Below are 18,224 nucleotides of genomic sequence, written 5' to 3' on the forward strand. Positions count from 1 at the left end.
GGAATGGCAGAGAGAGTACAGCAGGTAAAGGGGCCGGGAGCAAGACCTCCAAGAGGGGTGAAACCGCAGGTCAAGAATCCGATGAAGATCTTTACCAGAATTATGAAATATGTATTAAAGGATTATACGGTACACTGCATCGCTGTTGTCATTGCGATTTTTGTCAACGTCCTGGCAAATGTACAGGGAACGATGTTTATGAAAACGCTGATTGACGGCTATATCACGCCGATGCTGACCCAGCCGGATCCGGATTTTGGCCCGCTGCTCCACGCAATTTTGCGGGTGGCCGGATTTTACGGAATCGGTATTGTGGCTGCGTTCGTTCAGAACCGTACCATGATTTATGTATCCCAGGGAACCCTGCGGAATCTGAGAAATGATCTGTTCGGCAATATGGAAAAGCTGCCGATCAAATATTTTGATACCCATGCGCACGGCGACATCATGTCGATTTATACAAATGATATTGATACCCTGCGTCAGATGATCAGTCAGAGTATCCCGCAGATCATCAACAGTGCAATCACGATTGCCAGTGTCTTTGTCAGTATGCTGATTCTGAACATCCCGCTGACGATTACAACGCTGGTTATGGTATCTATCATGCTGGGAGTGACAAAAAAGGTGGCCGGATTTTCCGGAAATTTCTTTGTAAAACAGCAGAGGGATCTTGGTAAAGTCAACGGCTTTATCGAAGAGATGATGGATGGCCAGAAGGTTGTCAAGGTATTCTGTCATGAAGAGGAGAATATCGAAAAATTCAAAGAAATTAATAACAATCTGTATGAGAGTGCTTACAATGCCAATGCGTTTGCAAATGTTATCGGACCGATCAATGCACAGCTTGGAAATATGAGCTATGTTGTCTGTGCAATTGTAGGCGGTGCACTTGCCCTTGGCAGCGTCGGTGGCTTTACGCTCGGTGGTCTGGCAAGCTTTCTGACCTTCAACAAGAGTTTTAACATGCCGATCAACCAGGTCAGCCAGCAGCTGAACGCAATTGTTATGGCACTTGCAGGAGCGGAACGTATTTTCCGACTGATGGATGAAGAGCCGGAGCTGGACGAGGGGTATGTAACGCTTGTCAATGCGAAGGAAGAAAACGGAAAACTCACCGAGACGAAAGAGCGTACCGGAAAATGGGCATGGAAGCATACGCACCAGGCAGATGGATCTGTGGATTACCGCGAGCTGCAGGGCCGTGTGGTATTCGAACATGTTGATTTCGGCTACAACCCGGATAAAATTGTTTTGCACGATGTATCGCTGTTTGCAGAGCCGGGTCAGAAGATCGCGTTTGTCGGTTCTACCGGAGCCGGAAAGACAACCATTACCAATCTGATCAACCGCTTCTATGATATTCAGAAAGGTAAGATTCGTTACGATGAGATCAACATTGGAAAGATCAAAAAGGATGACCTGAGAAGATCGCTTGGCATTGTTTTGCAGGATACACATCTGTTTACGGGAACGGTAAGAGAAAATATTGCCTTCGGAAAGCTCGATGCGACGGAGGATGAGGTTGTAGCAGCAGCAAAACTGGCGAATGCGCACGGATTCATTATGCGTCTGCCGCAGGGCTATGACACAATGCTGACCGGAGACGGTGCGAATCTGTCCCAGGGTCAGCGGCAGCTTCTTGCGATCGCGCGTGCAGCCATTGCAGATCCGCCGGTACTGATTCTCGATGAGGCGACAAGCTCCATCGATACCCGTACCGAGCGCATTGTTCAGGATGGTATGGATAAGCTGATGAGCGGAAGAACAACCTTTGTTATCGCACATCGTCTGTCTACCGTACGAAACGCCGATTGTATCATGGTTCTTGAGCAGGGACAAATTATTGAACGCGGTACCCATGATCAGCTGATGGAACAGAAAGGAAAATATTACCAGCTGTATACCGGAAATCAGGTTTCCGCATAGCAGAAAAAACGGAAAAAGTAAGTCCCGCACGACAGAAAATAAAAATCTGTCTGTGCGGGATTTTTTTGCGAAGCAGCGGCTGGTTTTATGTGCGAGTAGCGAAGCGGATTGCGAATATCCGCTTCGAAATGATGATTGCGAGTGATACAGTAAGTTCCCGCAGGTTTTTGGGTCTTGAAAAAGACAGCGGGATTTTATAAAATAGAAGAAGCGTTTGAATATATGCAAAGGAGAAAAACTATGGAATACCTGAATACAGCGCAGGAGCTGCTCGATTTTATCATGCGGTGCAAAAGCCCGTTTCATGTGGTAAAAGAAGCCGGCGATCTGCTGAACGAAAATGGATATACAAAACTGGAGGAGACAAAAGAATGGAGTCTCGTTCCGGGCGGAAAATATTATGTGACGAGAAATGAATCCTCGGTGATTGCGTTCCAGATCCCTGAGAGCGCATTTTCCAGCTACCAGATCATCGCAAGCCACAGCGACTGTCCGACGTTTAAAGTAAAGGGAGAGGACCCATTCGTGACGGATGGTCATTACACCCGCCTGAACGTGGAGGGCTACGGCGGCATGATCCGCGCTCCGTGGTTTGACCGTCCGCTTTCCCTGGCAGGCCGTATGGTGGTCCGCGATGGAAACGGCGTAAAATCCGTTCTGGTTGATGCCGGACGAGATCTGGTGACGATCCCGAATCTGCCGATTCATCTGAATCGTGACATCAACAACGGAATCAAATACAGTGTGCAGACCGACATGCTCCCGATTCTCGGTGATGAGACAGCGAAAGATCATTTTTATGAGCTGTTTCTGCCGGATACCGCAAAAGAGGATATTCTCTCCATGGAGCTTTATCTGTATAACCGAGTGGAAGGATCCATCTGGGGTGCCGGCAGGGAGTTTTTATCCAGTGGGCGTCTGGATGACCTGCAGAGCGCGTTTGGCTCCTTAAAGGGCTTTCTTGCTGCAAAGGCAACAGGCCAGGTCAATGTCTGCGCAATCTTTGACAATGAGGAGGTAGGAAGCCTCACAAAGCAGGGTGCGGATTCTTCGTTCCTGACAGAGACACTGCAGCATATCAATGCAGCCTGTGGAAAAGACACGATTGCATATCACAGAGATCTTGCGGGAAGCTTCCTTGTTTCTGCTGACAATGCACATGCCTTCCACCCGGCACATGCGGAGAAATACGATCCGAAGAGCCGCGTATACATGAACGGCGGCGTAGTCATCAAACAGAGTGCAAACCAGAAATACACGACCGATGCTGTTTCGGAAGCCGTAACAAAGATGATTTGCGAGAAGGCCGGCGTACCGTGCCAGGTATTCGCAAACCACGCCGACATTCCGGGCGGAAGCACGCTTGGCGCAATTCTGAACTCTCTTGTCTCGGTGACAAGCGTGGATATCGGAATGGCTCAGCTTGCGATGCATTCCCCGTATGAGACGGCAGGCGCCAAAGATACTGCTTATCTGGTGCAGTTCGCAAAGACCTTCTATGAGACGACACTGGTGCGGACAGAGCATGGATTTTCTCTGGAAGAAAAATAAAAGTTTAAGATAGAAAAAAGCGGCCGGCGGGACTTTTGAAAAGCCTCTGCCGGTCGCTTTTTGCGTACTTGCAAAGTGTGTTTTAAGGATCAGATTATTCTGTCCGGAGTGCCGTAACCGGATCGCTTTTTGCCGCTTTCTTCGACGGAATCAGACCGCCGATCAGGGTCAGAACGACGCTGAGTGCAATCAGAACAAGCGCCGGGACGAGCGGAAGAGAAGCACTGACCTTCGTCGTATCCGCCAGATGGTGGATCAGAAGGTTGCCCGGAATCATCAGAAGCAGCGAGAGCCCGATGCCGATCAGTCCTGCACAGAGTCCGATGATGAAGGTTTCGGCATTGAAGACCTGCGAAATATTGCGTTTCGAAGCACCGATCGCGCGCAGGATACCGATCTCTTTCTTACGTTCCAGAACACTGATATAGGTGATGACGCCGATCATAATCGAGGAAACCACAAGGGAAATGCCGACAAAAGCGATCAGCACGTAGCTGATGATGTTGACGATATCCGTGACGGAGGACATCAGAGTGCCAACCACATCGGTGTACGAGATTACCTGCTCGTTTTTGCCTTCTTTTTCCATCGTGTCATTGTAAACGTCGAGGATGGAGACAACGTGTTCCTTGCTCTCAAAGTTTTTCGGGTAAATGCTGATCGAAGAAGGTTCGTCAAAATCAGCGTAGCCCAGTTTCTGCAGATTGCCCTCATAGGTGGAAGAGCCGGAAGAACTAAGAGAAGCGAAGAGCTCCTTCATATCATCCTCAGTCATATTCATCTGGAAGGCACTTGCAAAGGCATCGGTGTCAATCTTCATGGCATCGCCCATCGAATCCTGCAGAGAATTACCGACCTGCGTTATGGCGCGCTCCATCTCGGACTGAATTGCAGAGGCCATCTGCGTCATCATCTGTTCCATCGCGGAAGTGATCTGTGTCTGCAGAACCGAGGCGACAGAAGCGGAGTAGCTTCCCATAACGCCTGCCATGTAGTTTGTGAGCGCAGAAGAAACCTGGGACTGCAGTCCGTCGAGATCGACGATTTTTGTGATACCGCTGTTCAGCCGCTGCTGGCCGTCCGCCGTGTTCAGATAGGCGATAAAGTGCTTGCCCATCTCCGTTGGATCCGGCAGGCCGTTCTCCTTCACGTAAGCGAGATAACCGTTGGAAAGCTCCGTCGCAAGCGCAGTGAGCTGGTCGGATGTAATTTCGATATTGCCGTTGTTCTGCATCACCTCGGAAATCCAGTCGTTGATGATCTGAACAGCTTCTTCGGTCTGCAGATACTCCGCAAGATAAGCATCAAACTGTTCCGGATCGGTGTAGCCCATCTTGATCAGGTATGCCTGATACCCTTTGAAGATCCGCTGAATGAGTTCCTGGATCTGTTCCTGGGTAATGGAAACACCGCCGCCGTCTGCAATGATGGTCTGGATGTGGCGCCGCAGGATTTCCTGTGCTTCCGTGGAATTGATGTAGGAGACGAAATCCTCCTGTAAATGGGAATAATCCGCCTCCGGGTGCTCCGAGGCGTAGCCCTGATAGCCCTCCATGAGGCTGGAAGCCAGTTCCTGCATGCCGTCTTCACTGACATTGAGAGTAAGCCCGGATAAAATCTGGCCAAGATCAAGCTGCGGCAGTCCGTCGAAATTAAGAGAGATCTGACTGAGGTCAATCGCACCCGCGAGATCCATGCTGCTTCCGGCGTCTGCAAAGGCGCTGGAAAAATCAAGGTTCATGGAATCACCGGAAAAAGCACCGGAGAGTGCGGAATCGTCGAACTGGAAAGCGTTCTGCAGCTTGTCCTCATCGACAGTGATAAAGGAATCCATATCAAGACCGCTGTTCTGATCCACGGTGCCGAATTCCTGATTCGTAAAGACATCGATGGAGGAGTCCGCCATCTGCTGTTTCACAATCTCGGATTTCTTTGCTTCCTCCACAACGTGGCGGGTCAGCGATGCCGGGTAATTGATGCCGGCGGTCAGGGCAGAGGCGGCAGAGTCAGGGGACGGCTGGACAATACCGGTGATTGTGAGCTTTTCGCCGTTGGCAACGAGTTTTTTCATATAGTCTTCGTTGTCGCTTTTATCTTTCCAGACCTGATACTGACTGTCGTATTCGTAGCAGTCGGCGCTGTTCACAAGATGGAACGTGGTGCCGAGGATATCATCGTAGGAATACGTGCCGATGGAGGAAGGGGTCTCGACGGTTTCTTCATTTAAAAACTGGCGGACCATCTCATCCAGCTCGAGTGCATCGCGGAGCCCCAGGGTGTAGAGCAGAAAATCACTCATTCCGCCGTCGGAAGTGAGGACAAGCACACATTCGTTATAGTTTTCCGGCCAGTGTCCGGCTTTTAAGTCGTACTGGTTCTCATACAGGGAAGCGGTGTCCGGCATCTCGTAAAAGACGTTGGTGCTCATCATGGATGACATGATGCTGTTGGAGCTTGCGCCAAGGCCGAGCGAGCGGAACGACTGGTCCGGGTGCACCTGGCGGATGGAATCGCCGTATTCGCGGTAGATCTGCGGCGTGACGGAGTAGGAATATTCGATGGCATTTGTGTAGTCGGAAATGCCGTCCGCACCGCCGTCAAGGTACTTTTTCAGGGAAGCGAGATCGTTGGAGTTCATGGTGGAGAACATGTTGGTCACGACTTCCTGGACTTTGATTTCATTCTTTTTGCCGGAATCTTTTGAGTCTTTGCCGGCATTCTGTGAGCCGATCATCATCGAAGTGAGGTCAAAGCCGGTGCTCTGGATCTGAAGCGGATATTCGGAGAGAGTTTCCTCTTCCATATTCTGAATATACTCGTTGACACCAGAGGAGAGTGCCAGAATCAGTGCAATGCCGATGATGCCGATTGAGCCGGCAAACGAGGTGAGCAAGGTCCGCGCTTTCTTGGTGCGCAGGTTATTAAAACTTAAGGAGAGCGCCGTCAGAAAGGACATCGACGATTTGCCCATGTTTTTGTGTTTGGGAGGAAGCAGGGTTTCGGAATCCGGCTCAAACGGGTTCGTGTCGGAGCAGATCACACCGTCGCGCAGGGTGACGATCCGGTTGGCGTAAAGCTCGGCGAGCTCCGGATTGTGTGTGACCATGACGACAAGGCGTTCTTTGGCAACTTCCTGCAGCAGGTCCATGACCTGAATACTGGTGTCGGAATCGAGCGCGCCGGTCGGCTCATCGGCAAGCAGAATTTCCGGGTCATTGACAAGAGCGCGGGCGATGGCGACACGCTGCATCTGACCGCCGGACATCTGGCTCGGCCGCTTGTGGAGCTGTTTTCCAAGACCGACCTTTTCAAGTGCCGCGATTGCTTTTTTGCGCCGCACCTCTTTGGAAACACCGGAAATGGTAAGCGCAAGCTCTACGTTTGCAAGGACGGTCTGGTGCGGGATCAGGTTGTAGCTCTGGAAGACAAAGCCGATCGTGTGGTTCCGGTAGGAATCCCAGTCGCGGTCCTTATACTTTTTCGTGGAAATGCCGTTGATGATCAGATCGCCGCTGTCGTAGCGGTCGAGGCCGCCGATGATATTCAGAAGCGTCGTCTTTCCGGAACCGCTCGGCCCTAAAATAGCGACAAACTCGTTGTCGCGCAAATTTAAGGACACATCGTCGAGCGCTTTCTGTACCAGCGTCCCGGTCCGGTATTCTTTTTTGATATGCTGAATCTGTAGCATGAAAGGGTAACTCCTTCTGTGATTAATATGTGAACAGTTGTCCTTTATTCTACAACGAAATACGGGAAAAGTCCCGGGCTTTAGAAAAATTTAAGAAAAGTTTATCGACAGAAAAAAAGTTCCGCCTCTGTTTCGGAAAAACAAAAAACGGAACTTTCTTTATCTGTGATACTTATGATGCCGGAAAAGTCAGACTTCCATCAGAAGACCTTTCATATAAGCCTTTAAGATTTTCTTTTTTTCCAGCGAAAGATTATTGTAAAGCGTAATGATTTCCTGCTGTCCTTCGGTAAGCTGCAGGGCATCCGGCTCGTCGAGAAAGAAATCGGCAAGTGTGATGCCGAAAGCGTCGCAGAGCTTCTGCAGGGTAGGGATGGTTGGAATATTGGTGCGGTTTACCATATTATTTAAGGTAGAATAGGGAATGTCTGCCTCTTTTGCAAGGCGGTAATAAGTCCAGGAGCGCTCGCGGCATAAATCCTGAATGTGCTGTATCACATCTTTATCTCTCATAAAAAGATACCTCGTATTCCTATGTAATGTAGCGGCATGAAAATTGCTACTCACATATATTATACGTCTGTAAAAGAATAGAAACAGATCTTAAAGAGAGATGCAGAAAAGCTGTACAAATAAGAAATAATGGGAATTTGAGAGAAAAAGAGAGAAAAACCCGGCAGGAAAATAAGGTCTCCCGCCGGGTTCTGCAATCGTTTCAAAGTCTGTGATTCTTACTCTTCGGTGGAATTTTCTTCCATCTCGTTGAACTGCTCGGTATCCATCAGCTCGTCGAATGCGTCTGCTGCAATTTCGTACTCTTCATCGGAATCAATGTTGTCGAGGTTCGGCTGGCCGTTCTCTTCGTAGTAACGATACAGATAAACTTCGCCGTCTTCGTTCTCGCCGTTTTCATCGAGCGGCAGAAGAGCGATGTACTCTTTCTGGTTCGGAGCTGGGAAAATGGTCAGTACGGCACATTTTACTTCGGTATCGTCGTCCAGTGTCAGGGTAACAGTCGGCTGATCCAGATCCTGGCAGTCGCTGCCGCAGTCTGCGCAGTCTCCGCTGCAGGATGCGCTGTTGAATAATTCTTCACTCATTTGTATTACCTTCCTTTTTCGTGTTCAAGTCTTATCAGGTTCTTGTCTGCCATTCTAACAGATAATAGAAAAAAACACAATGGCTGTGCCGGGAAAGCAGAAAAAATGCGGCTGATACAGGAAAATACGGAAAAGATACAATAAATAAGAACGAAAAAATGAAAAATTAGTCGTATTTTCTATTGACTGTTTTCGGGTACAGTTTTATACTATCACTATTGAATCTAAATATACAGGCAGCTGAACAAACTTATCCTCAACTGCCGGGGAGGCAAAAAATGGATATCAGATTTGAAAAAAGAGAACATTTACAGGAAAAACCGGATCAGAAAAATCTTGGATTCGGAAAACACTTTACAGACTATATGTTTGTCATGGACTGGGACAAAGAGCAGGGATGGCATGATGCAGCAATCGTACCGTACGGCGGAATCCCGATGGATCCTGCAACCATGGTACTTCACTATGCACAGGAAACGTTCGAGGGACTGAAAGCCTACAGAACAGCAGAAGGAAAGATCCAGCTGTTCCGTCCGGAAATGAACGCACGCCGTATGATTAAATCCAACGAGAGACTCTGCATGCCGGGCGTACCGGAGGAGATGTTTGTAGAGGCTGTCAAAGCACTGGTTAAAGCACAGGAAGACTGGGTACCGTCTGAGCCAGGTACATCTCTTTACATCCGTCCGTTCATGTTCGCTACTGAGGCAAGCCTTGGCGTACATATGGCAAAATCCTACAAATTCGTTATCATCACCACTCCGGTTGGAGCATACTATGCAGAGGGCATCAACCCGGTTAAGATCCTGGTTGAGGATGAATATGTTCGTGCAGTCAAAGGTGGCACAGGATTTACAAAATGCGGCGGTAACTATGCAAGTTCCATCGCAGGCCAGGTAAAAGCAGAGAAGATGGGATGCACCCAGGTTCTGTGGCTGGACGGCGTACATCGTAAATATGTAGAGGAAGTTGGAACCATGAACATCATGTTCAAGATTGCCGGCGAAATCTACACCGCACCGCTGGAAGGAACTGTTCTTCCGGGCGTAACCCGTGATTCCCTGATCCATATCTTAAGAGACTGGGGATATAAAGTAAACGAAACACATCTGTCGGTTGACGATCTGATGAAAGCAGGTCATGACGGCACACTGGAAGAAGCATTTGGTACTGGTACAGCAGCAGTTGTATCTCCGGTTGGTGAATTTGTATACAAGGACGATTCTGTTGTTGTAAATGACTTCAAGATCGGTGAGCTGACCCAGAAACTGTACGATACCCTGACCGGTATCCAGTGGGGTAAACTGGAAGATAAATATGGCTGGACTACTCCGGTAGAATAAACCATATAAAACAGAAAAATGCAGATAAGGGGGTCCTTCCCGCACAGCGGTGCGGGGAGGATTCTTTCGCTTCAGAAAAAGATTCAGAAATCGTTTGAAAGGAAACAAAGCAGAATGGATCAGAATCGAATGCCTCTTGTGGAGGCGTTACAACAGTTCCGGGAGGAAGCACCGGCCTATTTCCGTATTCCGGGACACCGGTTTGAGCGCGGGCTGGATGAGACGTTAAACGGAGCGTCGCTTGCGGCGTATGACCTCTCGGAGGCAGAAGGGCTTGACGATCTGCATCACGCGGAGGGCGTGATTGCAGAGGCGCAGAAACTGGCGGCGGAAACGTGGAAGGCAAAAAAAACTTTTTTTCTTGTCAACGGCACAACATGCGGCAACGAGGCGATGGTGCTTTCGTCTGTGAAAGAGGGCGAAAAAATCATTGTTCCGCGAAACGTGCACAAATCGGTGCTGATGGGCCTGATTTTAAGCGGAGCCACACCGGTTTATGTGATGCCGGAGTACAGCACGAAATGGCAGATGTGGGGCGGCGTAACGCCGGAGACGATCGAAAAAGCCTTCGCGGAAACGCCGGATGCGAAAGCCGTACTTCTGGTCAGCCCGACGTACTACGGTCTTTGCAGTGATCTGCAGGCGATCGCAGAAATCTGTCACTGCCACAACGCAGCGCTTCTTGTCGATGAAGCACATGGATCGCACCTCTATTTTTCCGAACAGCTTCCTCTCGGCGCACTGGAAAGTGGTGCGGATGCCTGCGCGCAGAGTATCCACAAAACGGCGGGTTCCTTTACACAGAGCTCCTTCTTATCACTCGGTTCTGGCCGTCTCGATGAGGCAAGAGTGGCCGCCAATCTGCAGATGGTACAGAGTACATCGCCGTCCTACCTTCTGATGGCATCCCTCGATGCGGCGCGGCGCGGGATGGCGCTGCACGGAAAAGAGCGAATGGAACGCGCGCTGGAACTCGGCCAGAGGGCGCGGCAGGAGCTTGCAAAGATCAAAGGAATCGAAGTTCTTGGGACCGAGATGGAAGGAACGTGCGGCGTATGGAAGATCGACCTGACGCGTCTTGTATTCTCGGCAAGAGAACTTGGTATTTCCGGCTACGATCTGCAGGTGCGTCTGTACGAGGAATACCGCGTCAGTACAGAGCTTGCCGACGAGGAGAACGTGGTCTGCGTTATTACCTGGGCAAACAGCGAGGAAGATATCACACGGCTGATCGATGCGCTGGCAGGAATTTCGGCAGCAGAGAGCGGGAAAACGACGGGGCGGACGAAGTTTACAGAAAAGCAGTGGCTGTTCCGCAGCCTGCCGGAGATGGTAAAGACACCGCGCGAGGCATATTTTGCGGAGAAGGAAGCCGTTCCGTTTGCAGAAGCGGAAGGACGAATTGCAGCCGAGATGGCAGCCCCATATCCGCCGGGAATCCCGCTCATCTGCCCGGGCGAGCGGTACAGCAGAGAAATGTTGGAACTGATGCGCCAGTATAAAGCAGACGGCTGCGAATTTCACGGACCGTCGGATGCGTCGCTGGAAGTGCTGTATGTTCTGAAAGAGGAATAAAAGAAAACGGAAGTCGGTTCCCAGCGTTTTGCAACAGAAACCGCAGAGAACAGACTGTCAGGAAAAGGAGATGAATTGCGTATGAAAAAAATGATATCCTGGAACGTAAATGGACTGAGAGCCTGCATGAAAAAAGGTTTTCAGGAATACTTTGAGGCGGCAGATGCCGATATTTTCTGCCTGCAGGAGACAAAGCTGCAGGAAGGACAGATCGACCTTGAGCTGCCCGGCTATCATCAGTATTGGAATTATGCGGAAAAGAAAGGATATTCCGGCACGGCCCTGTTTACCAAAGAGGAGCCGATTTCTGTTCGCTATGGTATCGGAATCGAAGAACATGATATGGAAGGCCGTGTGATCACGGCAGAGTTTCCGGAATACTTTGTTGTAACCGTCTACACACCGAATTCGCAGGATGAATTAAAACGCCTTGCCTACCGGATGGAGTGGGAGGATGCGTTTCTTTCTTACTTAAAAGGACTGGAGCAGGAAAAACCGGTGATTTTCTGCGGAGATCTGAACGTCGCAGCGACCGAGATGGATATCAAAAATGCAAAGGCAAATGAGAAAAACGCCGGCTTTACGAAAGAGGAGCGCGAAAAATTTGCTGTGATCAAAGAAAAAGGCTTTGTTGATTCCTTCCGTATGCTGTATCCGGACACCGTGACGTATTCCTGGTGGTCATACCGCTTCCAGGCACGCCAGCGGAATGCAGGATGGCGGCTTGATTACTTTATGGTATCAGAGTCCTTAAAAGATGCAGTTGCAGATGCCAAAATCCATACCGAAATTCTCGGTTCCGACCATTGCCCGGTGGAACTGGATTTAGAGGTATAACAATTGGTAACATTGGTCAATTGACAATTTTATTCAAATGATTTACATTAATAGTATGACAATTGCAACAAATTATAAAAAATAAGGGCGGGAATTATGATACAGACAAAAAACAGAGGAAAATATCGAATTTTACCGGGAAATCCGGAGAAAATGGGCGCATCGGCGACGAAAGACGGATACAATTTTGCCGTAGAAGTATCAGATGGAAAAAAAGCAGAGCTTCTGCTGTACCGGAAAGGTCACCAGAAACCGTTTCTTACCGTGCCGCTTCCGGAAGAGGAGCGCACTGGCGTGATCAGTTCCGTGGAAATCACAGGCCTGACGGTAGGAAAGTTTTCGTATGCCTACCGGATGGACGAAGCTTTCTGCTTGGATCCATATGCGGGAGCAGTAGAAGGAAGAGAAACCTTCGGTGCACCGATGGAAAAAGAAGAGGGCGCCTGCTGCTGCCTTCTCCCGGAGTACCCGGTAATGCGCACCACCTCACTGCACCGGCCGTATGAGGAGACGATTCTGTATAAGCTCCATGTGCGCGGTTTCACCAAAGACGGAAGCTCCCGTGTAAAGAACAAGGGAACGTTCCGCGGCGTGATCGAAAAAATTCCATACTTAAAAGAACTCGGTATCAATGCAGTAGAGTTGATGCCGTCCTATGAGTTTTTTGAGTGGACCTCCCTTACGGAGCCGGCCTATGTATATCCGGCGCCGGTGGAAGAGAAGCGCGTGAATTATTGGGGATACGGCACAAAGGCCCTGTATTTTGCTCCGAAAGCTTCGTATGCTGCATCCTCAGATGCCGTCGCAGAGTTCGCAGAGATGGTCGATGCCCTGCATGAGAATGGTATCGAATGCCTGATGGAATTCTGTTTTGCCCCGGGAACGCCTTCTGGTTTTGCCCTGCAGGTTCTGCACCACTGGCAGCTCCGCTATCAGATCGACGGTTTCCATCTGGTCGGCGATGCATCGCTGGCAGAAGAAGCGTCCAAAGATGCACTCCTTCGGAAGACGAAACTGATTTTCCTCGGTTTTGACGGCGCACGGATCTATCAGGGAAAACGCCCGTGGTTCCGGAATTTAGGGGAACACAATCAGGGTTACCAGTACCATATCCGCCGCTTCTTAAAAGGCGATGAGGGCAGCCTTTCCGACTTCACCTATTATCTGAGAAGAAGCCCGGAGACACACGGTGTGATCAATTATCTTGCGGATCACGACGGTTTTACCCTGTATGACAGCGTTTCCTACGAACAGAAACACAATCTGGACAACGGCGAAGACAATATGGATGGTTCCAACGAAAACCTGACCTGGAACTGCGGCGCAGAAGGCGTGACCCGGAAACCGGCTGTGCGCGCGCTGCGTCTCCGCCAGCTGAAAAATGCCGTTCTCATGCTGATGACAAGCCAGGGAACACCGCTGATTTACGGCGGCGATGAATTCGGCAACAGCCAGAAGGGCAACAACAACGCCTGGTGCCAGGACAACAAAACCGGCTGGATCGACTGGAAAGCAGCCGCCCGGAATCCGGAGTTTGCCGCCTTTGTAAAAGCAGCAATCGCCTTCCGGAAAGCGCATCCGGCGCTGCACGGCGAACGCGAGCCGCGCCTCATCGACTACAAATCCTACGGCTGCCCGGATATGTCCTTCCACAGCCAGAGAGCCTGGTTCTCCCAGATGGAAAATACGTGCCGTTTTATCGGCGTCATGTACTGCGGAAGCTATTTCCAGGATAAAGACGGCAACAAGGACGACGATCTTTATATTGCCTACAACATGCACTGGAATCCGCATGAGCTGGCACTGCCGTCCCTCCCGGAACAGAAGGTCTGGTATCTGACGGCCGACACCAACACGCCGGAAGTCTTCCTGACAGAAGAAAATCAGAAAAAAGTCAGCGCAAAAACGGTCATCGTGCCGCCGCGCAGTATCATAATTTTAACAGGAAAGCAGGAGAAGAGGCAGAATGATGAAAGCATGGCAGCACTTTAAAACCATTACCACACACAAAATGTGGGTCATGCGGTACTGCTTCAAAATAGGACTGTACTGGCAGGGACTGACCCACGACCTCTCGAAATATTCGCCGACGGAATTTCTGGTCGGCATGAAATACTATCAGGGCGACCGGAGTCCCAATAACGCCGAGCGCGAAGACACCGGCATGTCAAAATCCTGGATGCACCATAAAGGGCGCAACAAACATCATTTTGAATACTGGATTGATTACGGTATCAATTGTGACACCATCATCAAAGGCGTCCCAATGCCGCGCCGTTACGTCGCCGAGATGATTATGGACCGCATCAGCGCGTCCCGCGTCTACCTCGGAGACGCTTATACCGATCAGGCGCCGTACCAGTATCTCAAAAAAGGAATCGGCCACCTCTGGTTCGTCCATCCCGAGACACTCTCGCAGCTCGAATTTCTGCTGCGCATGCTCTCGGAACGCGGCGAAGACGATACCCTCTATTACATCCGCTACCATTTCCTAAAAGGTGACCCCGTCCCGCGAATGCACTGTCCTCAAGAATGCACCGTCTACGAAGAGGCCATCCGCAAGAAAGTGTCCCCGTCCACTCATTAAGGTATTGGACCCACCCGCCCTCCCGATACTCCTGAGCGTCCCTTTCCCACAACAAAAATACAACTTGTTACAACAACCGTACAAGTTGTATTATAAATTCCAGAAAGGGGAATCACCAATCACATGGAACCAACCACCGGCAAAGCCAAATACTACACCCTGATGGAAGCCCTAAAAGAGCAGATTCTCTCCGGAACCATAAAACCCGGCCAGAAGCTTCCCTCCGAAAACGAACTGACCCGGGAATACGCCCTCTCACGCCACACTGTCCGAAAGGCCCTCGCTCTTCTCGAAAATGAAGGCTATATCACCGCCCAGCACGGCAAAGGAACCTTCTGCTCCGAGCGCGTAATCCAGCGTCATAATTCAAAAAACATCGCCGTCACCACCACCTACCTGTCCGACTACATCTTCCCCCGTCTCATCCAGGGAATGGATCGAGTGCTGAGCGAAAACGGCTACAGCATTATCTTAAAGAACACCTGCAACAGCCGCTCCAAAGAAGAAAAAGTCTTAAAAGAACTCCTCGACAAGCCCATCGACGGCCTCATCATCGAGCCGAGCAAAAGCCAGATCCTCTGCCGCCACATCAACTTGTACGAAATGCTGGACAAGTACCAGATCCCGTATGTCTTCATCCAGGGCTGCTACCCCCAGATGGCAGACAAGCCCTGCATTCTGATGGATGACTGCAAAGGCGGCTATCTGCTGACCCGGCACCTTTTAGAGACCGGCCGACGAAACATCATCGGCATCTTCAAGGCCGACGACAGCCAGGGCGCCCAGCGCCATAAAGGCTACGTGCAGGCGCTGCAGGAAAGCGGAATCCTGTATGATCCCGAAAACGTCATCTGGTTTCACACCGAAGACCGGAAAACCAAACCGTCCCTGATGCTTTCCATGCTGCTCGACAGCAAAAAGTCCGTCGATGCCGCCGTCTGCTACAACGACCAGATCGCGCTCGCCGTCATCTCCATGCTGGAAGAAAAGGGAATCTCCGTGCCGGAAGACATCGCCGTCACCGGATACGACAACTCGCTGATCGGCCAGAGCAGTCCGATCGGGATCACGACCATTGCCCATCCGCAGGAAAAACTCGGTGAGATGGCAGCAGAGCTCATTCTCGAAAAAATCAGAAAAGTCCCGGAAGAAGAAAGCAGCGTCAAACGCCTGATTTCCCCGGAACTCATCGTAAGAGAATCCACTGCAGGAAAAAATCTGTCAACAGAGACGAAAAAATAGAAAAGAACCCAAGGGAGGAAAAAACAATGGGAATGGATGCAAAAACAGCAATCCTCGAACAGAAAACAGCACTTGGTATTGAGTTCGGCTCAACCAGAATCAAAGCCGTCCTGATCGGCGCAGACAACGCCCCGATTGCATCTGGAGATCACGAGTGGGAAAACCGCTATGACAACGGCGTGTGGACCTACACCCTCGAGGACATCTGGACGGGCCTGCAGGATGCCTATACCAAAATGGCAGCTGATGTCAAAGAAAAATACGACATTACTCTGACCCGCGTCGGAGCCATCGGCTTCAGTGCCATGATGCACGGCTATATGGCATTTGACAAAGCAGGAAACCTCCTCGTGCCGTTCCGCACCTGGAGAAACAATATCACAGAAGAAGCAAGCGAGAAGCTGACCGATCTTTTCGGATTCCACATCCCGCAGAGATGGACTATCGCCCATCTGTATCAGGCAATCTTAAACGGTGAGCCGCATGTGGCAGATATCGACTACGTGACAACCCTTGCCGGATACATTCAGTGGAAAATGACCGGCGAGCGTGTCGTTGGTGTCGGCGAGGCATCTGGAATCTTTCCAATCGATTCTGAAACCAACACTTACTTTGCCGACATGATCGCCAAATTTGACGAGGCAGTCGCAGACAAAGCATATTCATGGAAAGCACTCGATGTTCTGCCGCACGTTCTGAACGCAGGTGACAATGCCGGTGTTCTGACAAAAGAAGGTGCCGCACTTCTCGACATGTCCGGAAATCTGGAAGCAGGCATTCCGCTCTGCCCGCCGGAGGGAGATGCCGGAACAGGTATGGCAGCAACAAACAGCGTCCGCGTCAGAACCGGAAACGTGTCTGCCGGAACTTCCGTTTTTGCTATGATCGTTCTGGAGAAGAACCTTTCCAAAGTATACCCGGAGATCGATATGGTAACAACCCCGTCCGGTCATCCGGTTGCCATGGTGCACTGCCAGAACTGTACTTCTGATCTGAATGCATGGGTCAATCTCTTCCGTGAATTTGCGCAGACCTTCGGCATGGAAATCAGCACGAATGATCTGTTCGGCAAGCTGTACAACAAAGCCCTGGAGGGCGACGCAGACTGCGGCGGACTCCTTGCCTACAACTACTTCTCCGGCGAGCACGTAACCGGATTCAACGAGGGCCGTCCTGTCTTCGCGCGTACTCCGGATGCGAAATTCAATCTGGCAAACTTTATGAGAGTCAACCTGTTTACTTCCCTTGGCGCCCTGAAAGTCGGCCTTGATATCCTGATGAAAGAGGAGCATGTTCAGGTCGACCAGATTCTCGGCCACGGCGGTCTCTTCAAGACAAAAGGTGTCGGCCAGAAGATCCTCGCAGGTTCAATCGACGCACCGGTTTCCGTCATGGAGACAGCAGGAGAGGGCGGAGCCTGGGGCATCGCACTGCTGGCTTCTTATATGATCAATAAAGAAGAGAATGAAACACTCGAGGATTACCTCGATGCAAAAGTCTTCGCAGGAAATGCTGGAACCAAGATGGATCCGGACCCGGCAGACGTCGCTGGATTTGAAGTATTCACCGAGCGCTACAAAAAAGGCCTGCCGATTGAGCGTGCAGCAGTAGAGAGCTTAAAATGAACCATCGTTTGGGAAAGACAGAAAGGACAACACAATGTTAGAAGAACTGAAAAAAAGAGTATACGAAGCCAACATGCTTCTTCCAAAATACGGACTGGTTACCTTTACCTGGGGAAATGTCAGCGAGATTGACCGGGAAAGCGGTCTGTTCGTCATCAAACCAAGCGGCGTGGATTACGACCTGCTGACACCGGACGATATGGTTGTCATGGATCTGAACGGAAACAAAGTAGAAGGACGCTACCGTCCGTCTTCTGACACCCCGACCCATCTGGAGCTGTACAAAGCATTTCCAGAGATCGGCGGCATTGTTCACACCCATTCCTCCTATGCGACAAGCTGGGCACAGGCGGGAAGAAGCATTCCGTGCTACGGAACAACCCATGCAGACTACATCTACGGTGAAGTACCGTGCCTGCGCTGCCTGACAAAAGAAGAGATTGACGAGGCATACGAGGAAAACACCGGCCATCTGATCGTCAATGAGTTCAAACGGATGGGAAAAGATGTAAAAGCCGTTCCGGCCGTTCTTTGCAAGAACCACGGACCGTTCACCTGGGGCAAAGATGCGCATGAGGCTGTTCACAATGCTGTTGTCCTCGAAGAGGTTGCCAAAATGGCATACCGTGCCGAGACCATCAACCCGAGAATCCAGCCGGCACCGCAGGAGCTGCAGGATAAACACTATTACCGTAAACATGGTGCAAATGCTTATTACGGACAGAACTAAAAAAGAGTAAGAAGATA

General features: G+C 50.4%; 13 protein-coding genes. 10 read left to right on the top strand and 3 right to left on the bottom strand.

Translation table 11 applies throughout. The features are described from left to right. Positions 1-3 precede the first annotated feature (3 nt). Both DXB83_RS01895 and DXB83_RS01900 read left to right on the top strand, forming a co-directional pair. Positions 4-1,929: an ABC transporter ATP-binding protein gene (locus tag DXB83_RS01895; protein ID WP_118697215.1), complete on the top strand. Its 1,926-nt coding sequence runs from the start codon at positions 4-6 to the stop codon at positions 1,927-1,929. A 240-nt stretch (positions 1,930-2,169) separates the two neighbouring features. After that, positions 2,170-3,480: a M18 family aminopeptidase gene (locus DXB83_RS01900; RefSeq protein WP_118697216.1), complete on the top strand. Its 1,311-nt coding sequence runs from the start codon at positions 2,170-2,172 to the stop codon at positions 3,478-3,480. Between the two features lie 94 nt (positions 3,481-3,574). Here the strand turns inward: DXB83_RS01900 and DXB83_RS01905 are convergent, their stop codons facing one another. From DXB83_RS01905 to DXB83_RS01915, 3 genes are all read right to left on the bottom strand, one after another. Further along, a complete protein-coding gene (locus tag DXB83_RS01905; protein WP_118697217.1) occupies positions 3,575-7,168 on the bottom strand; it encodes an ABC transporter ATP-binding protein/permease in 3,594 nt (1,197 codons plus the stop codon). Positions 7,169-7,357: 189 nt separating this feature from the next. Continuing rightward, positions 7,358-7,681, bottom strand: coding sequence for a helix-turn-helix domain-containing protein (locus tag DXB83_RS01910; RefSeq protein WP_117800904.1), 324 nt, complete (start codon positions 7,679-7,681; stop codon positions 7,358-7,360). A gap of 218 nt (positions 7,682-7,899) precedes the next feature. Beyond that, entirely contained in the window at positions 7,900-8,268 is a 369-nt protein-coding gene (locus tag DXB83_RS01915; RefSeq protein ID WP_117509071.1) for a DUF1292 domain-containing protein, read from the bottom strand. A 278-nt stretch (positions 8,269-8,546) separates the two neighbouring features. Between DXB83_RS01915 and DXB83_RS01920 the strand changes: the two genes are divergently transcribed. The 8 genes from DXB83_RS01920 (at position 8,547) to DXB83_RS01955 (ending at position 18,207) form a co-directional block, all read left to right on the top strand. Then, entirely contained in the window at positions 8,547-9,611 is a 1,065-nt protein-coding gene (locus tag DXB83_RS01920) for a branched-chain amino acid aminotransferase (protein ID WP_117509070.1), read from the top strand. Positions 9,612-9,725: 114 nt separating this feature from the next. Continuing rightward, positions 9,726-11,186, top strand: a complete 1,461-nt coding sequence (locus DXB83_RS01925; RefSeq protein WP_158554953.1) for an aminotransferase class I/II-fold pyridoxal phosphate-dependent enzyme — start codon at positions 9,726-9,728, stop codon at positions 11,184-11,186. An 81-nt stretch (positions 11,187-11,267) separates the two neighbouring features. Next, on the top strand, positions 11,268-12,023 hold the full coding sequence (locus DXB83_RS01930; RefSeq protein ID WP_117509068.1) for an exodeoxyribonuclease III: 756 nt from the start codon (positions 11,268-11,270) through the stop codon (positions 12,021-12,023). A gap of 96 nt (positions 12,024-12,119) precedes the next feature. Beyond that, positions 12,120-14,015, top strand: a complete 1,896-nt coding sequence (locus tag DXB83_RS01935; protein WP_118697218.1) for an alpha-amylase family glycosyl hydrolase — start codon at positions 12,120-12,122, stop codon at positions 14,013-14,015. Beyond that, positions 13,993-14,610, top strand: coding sequence for a DUF5662 family protein (locus DXB83_RS01940; RefSeq protein WP_226906316.1), 618 nt, complete (start codon positions 13,993-13,995; stop codon positions 14,608-14,610). The genes DXB83_RS01935 and DXB83_RS01940 overlap by 23 nt, the downstream gene beginning before the upstream one ends. A gap of 123 nt (positions 14,611-14,733) precedes the next feature. Continuing rightward, positions 14,734-15,852, top strand: a complete 1,119-nt coding sequence (locus DXB83_RS01945) for a GntR family transcriptional regulator (protein ID WP_118697219.1) — start codon at positions 14,734-14,736, stop codon at positions 15,850-15,852. A gap of 32 nt (positions 15,853-15,884) precedes the next feature. Beyond that, positions 15,885-17,477: a xylulokinase gene (locus tag DXB83_RS01950; RefSeq protein WP_334294899.1), complete on the top strand. Its 1,593-nt coding sequence runs from the start codon at positions 15,885-15,887 to the stop codon at positions 17,475-17,477. A 34-nt stretch (positions 17,478-17,511) separates the two neighbouring features. Further along, positions 17,512-18,207, top strand: a complete 696-nt coding sequence (locus DXB83_RS01955) for an L-ribulose-5-phosphate 4-epimerase (protein WP_022461490.1) — start codon at positions 17,512-17,514, stop codon at positions 18,205-18,207. The last annotated feature ends 17 nt before the right edge of the window (positions 18,208-18,224 follow it).

It is taken from the genome of Blautia sp. OM06-15AC, from assembly GCF_003481425.1.
GTDB classification, from domain to species: domain Bacteria; phylum Bacillota; class Clostridia; order Lachnospirales; family Lachnospiraceae; genus Fusicatenibacter; species Fusicatenibacter saccharivorans.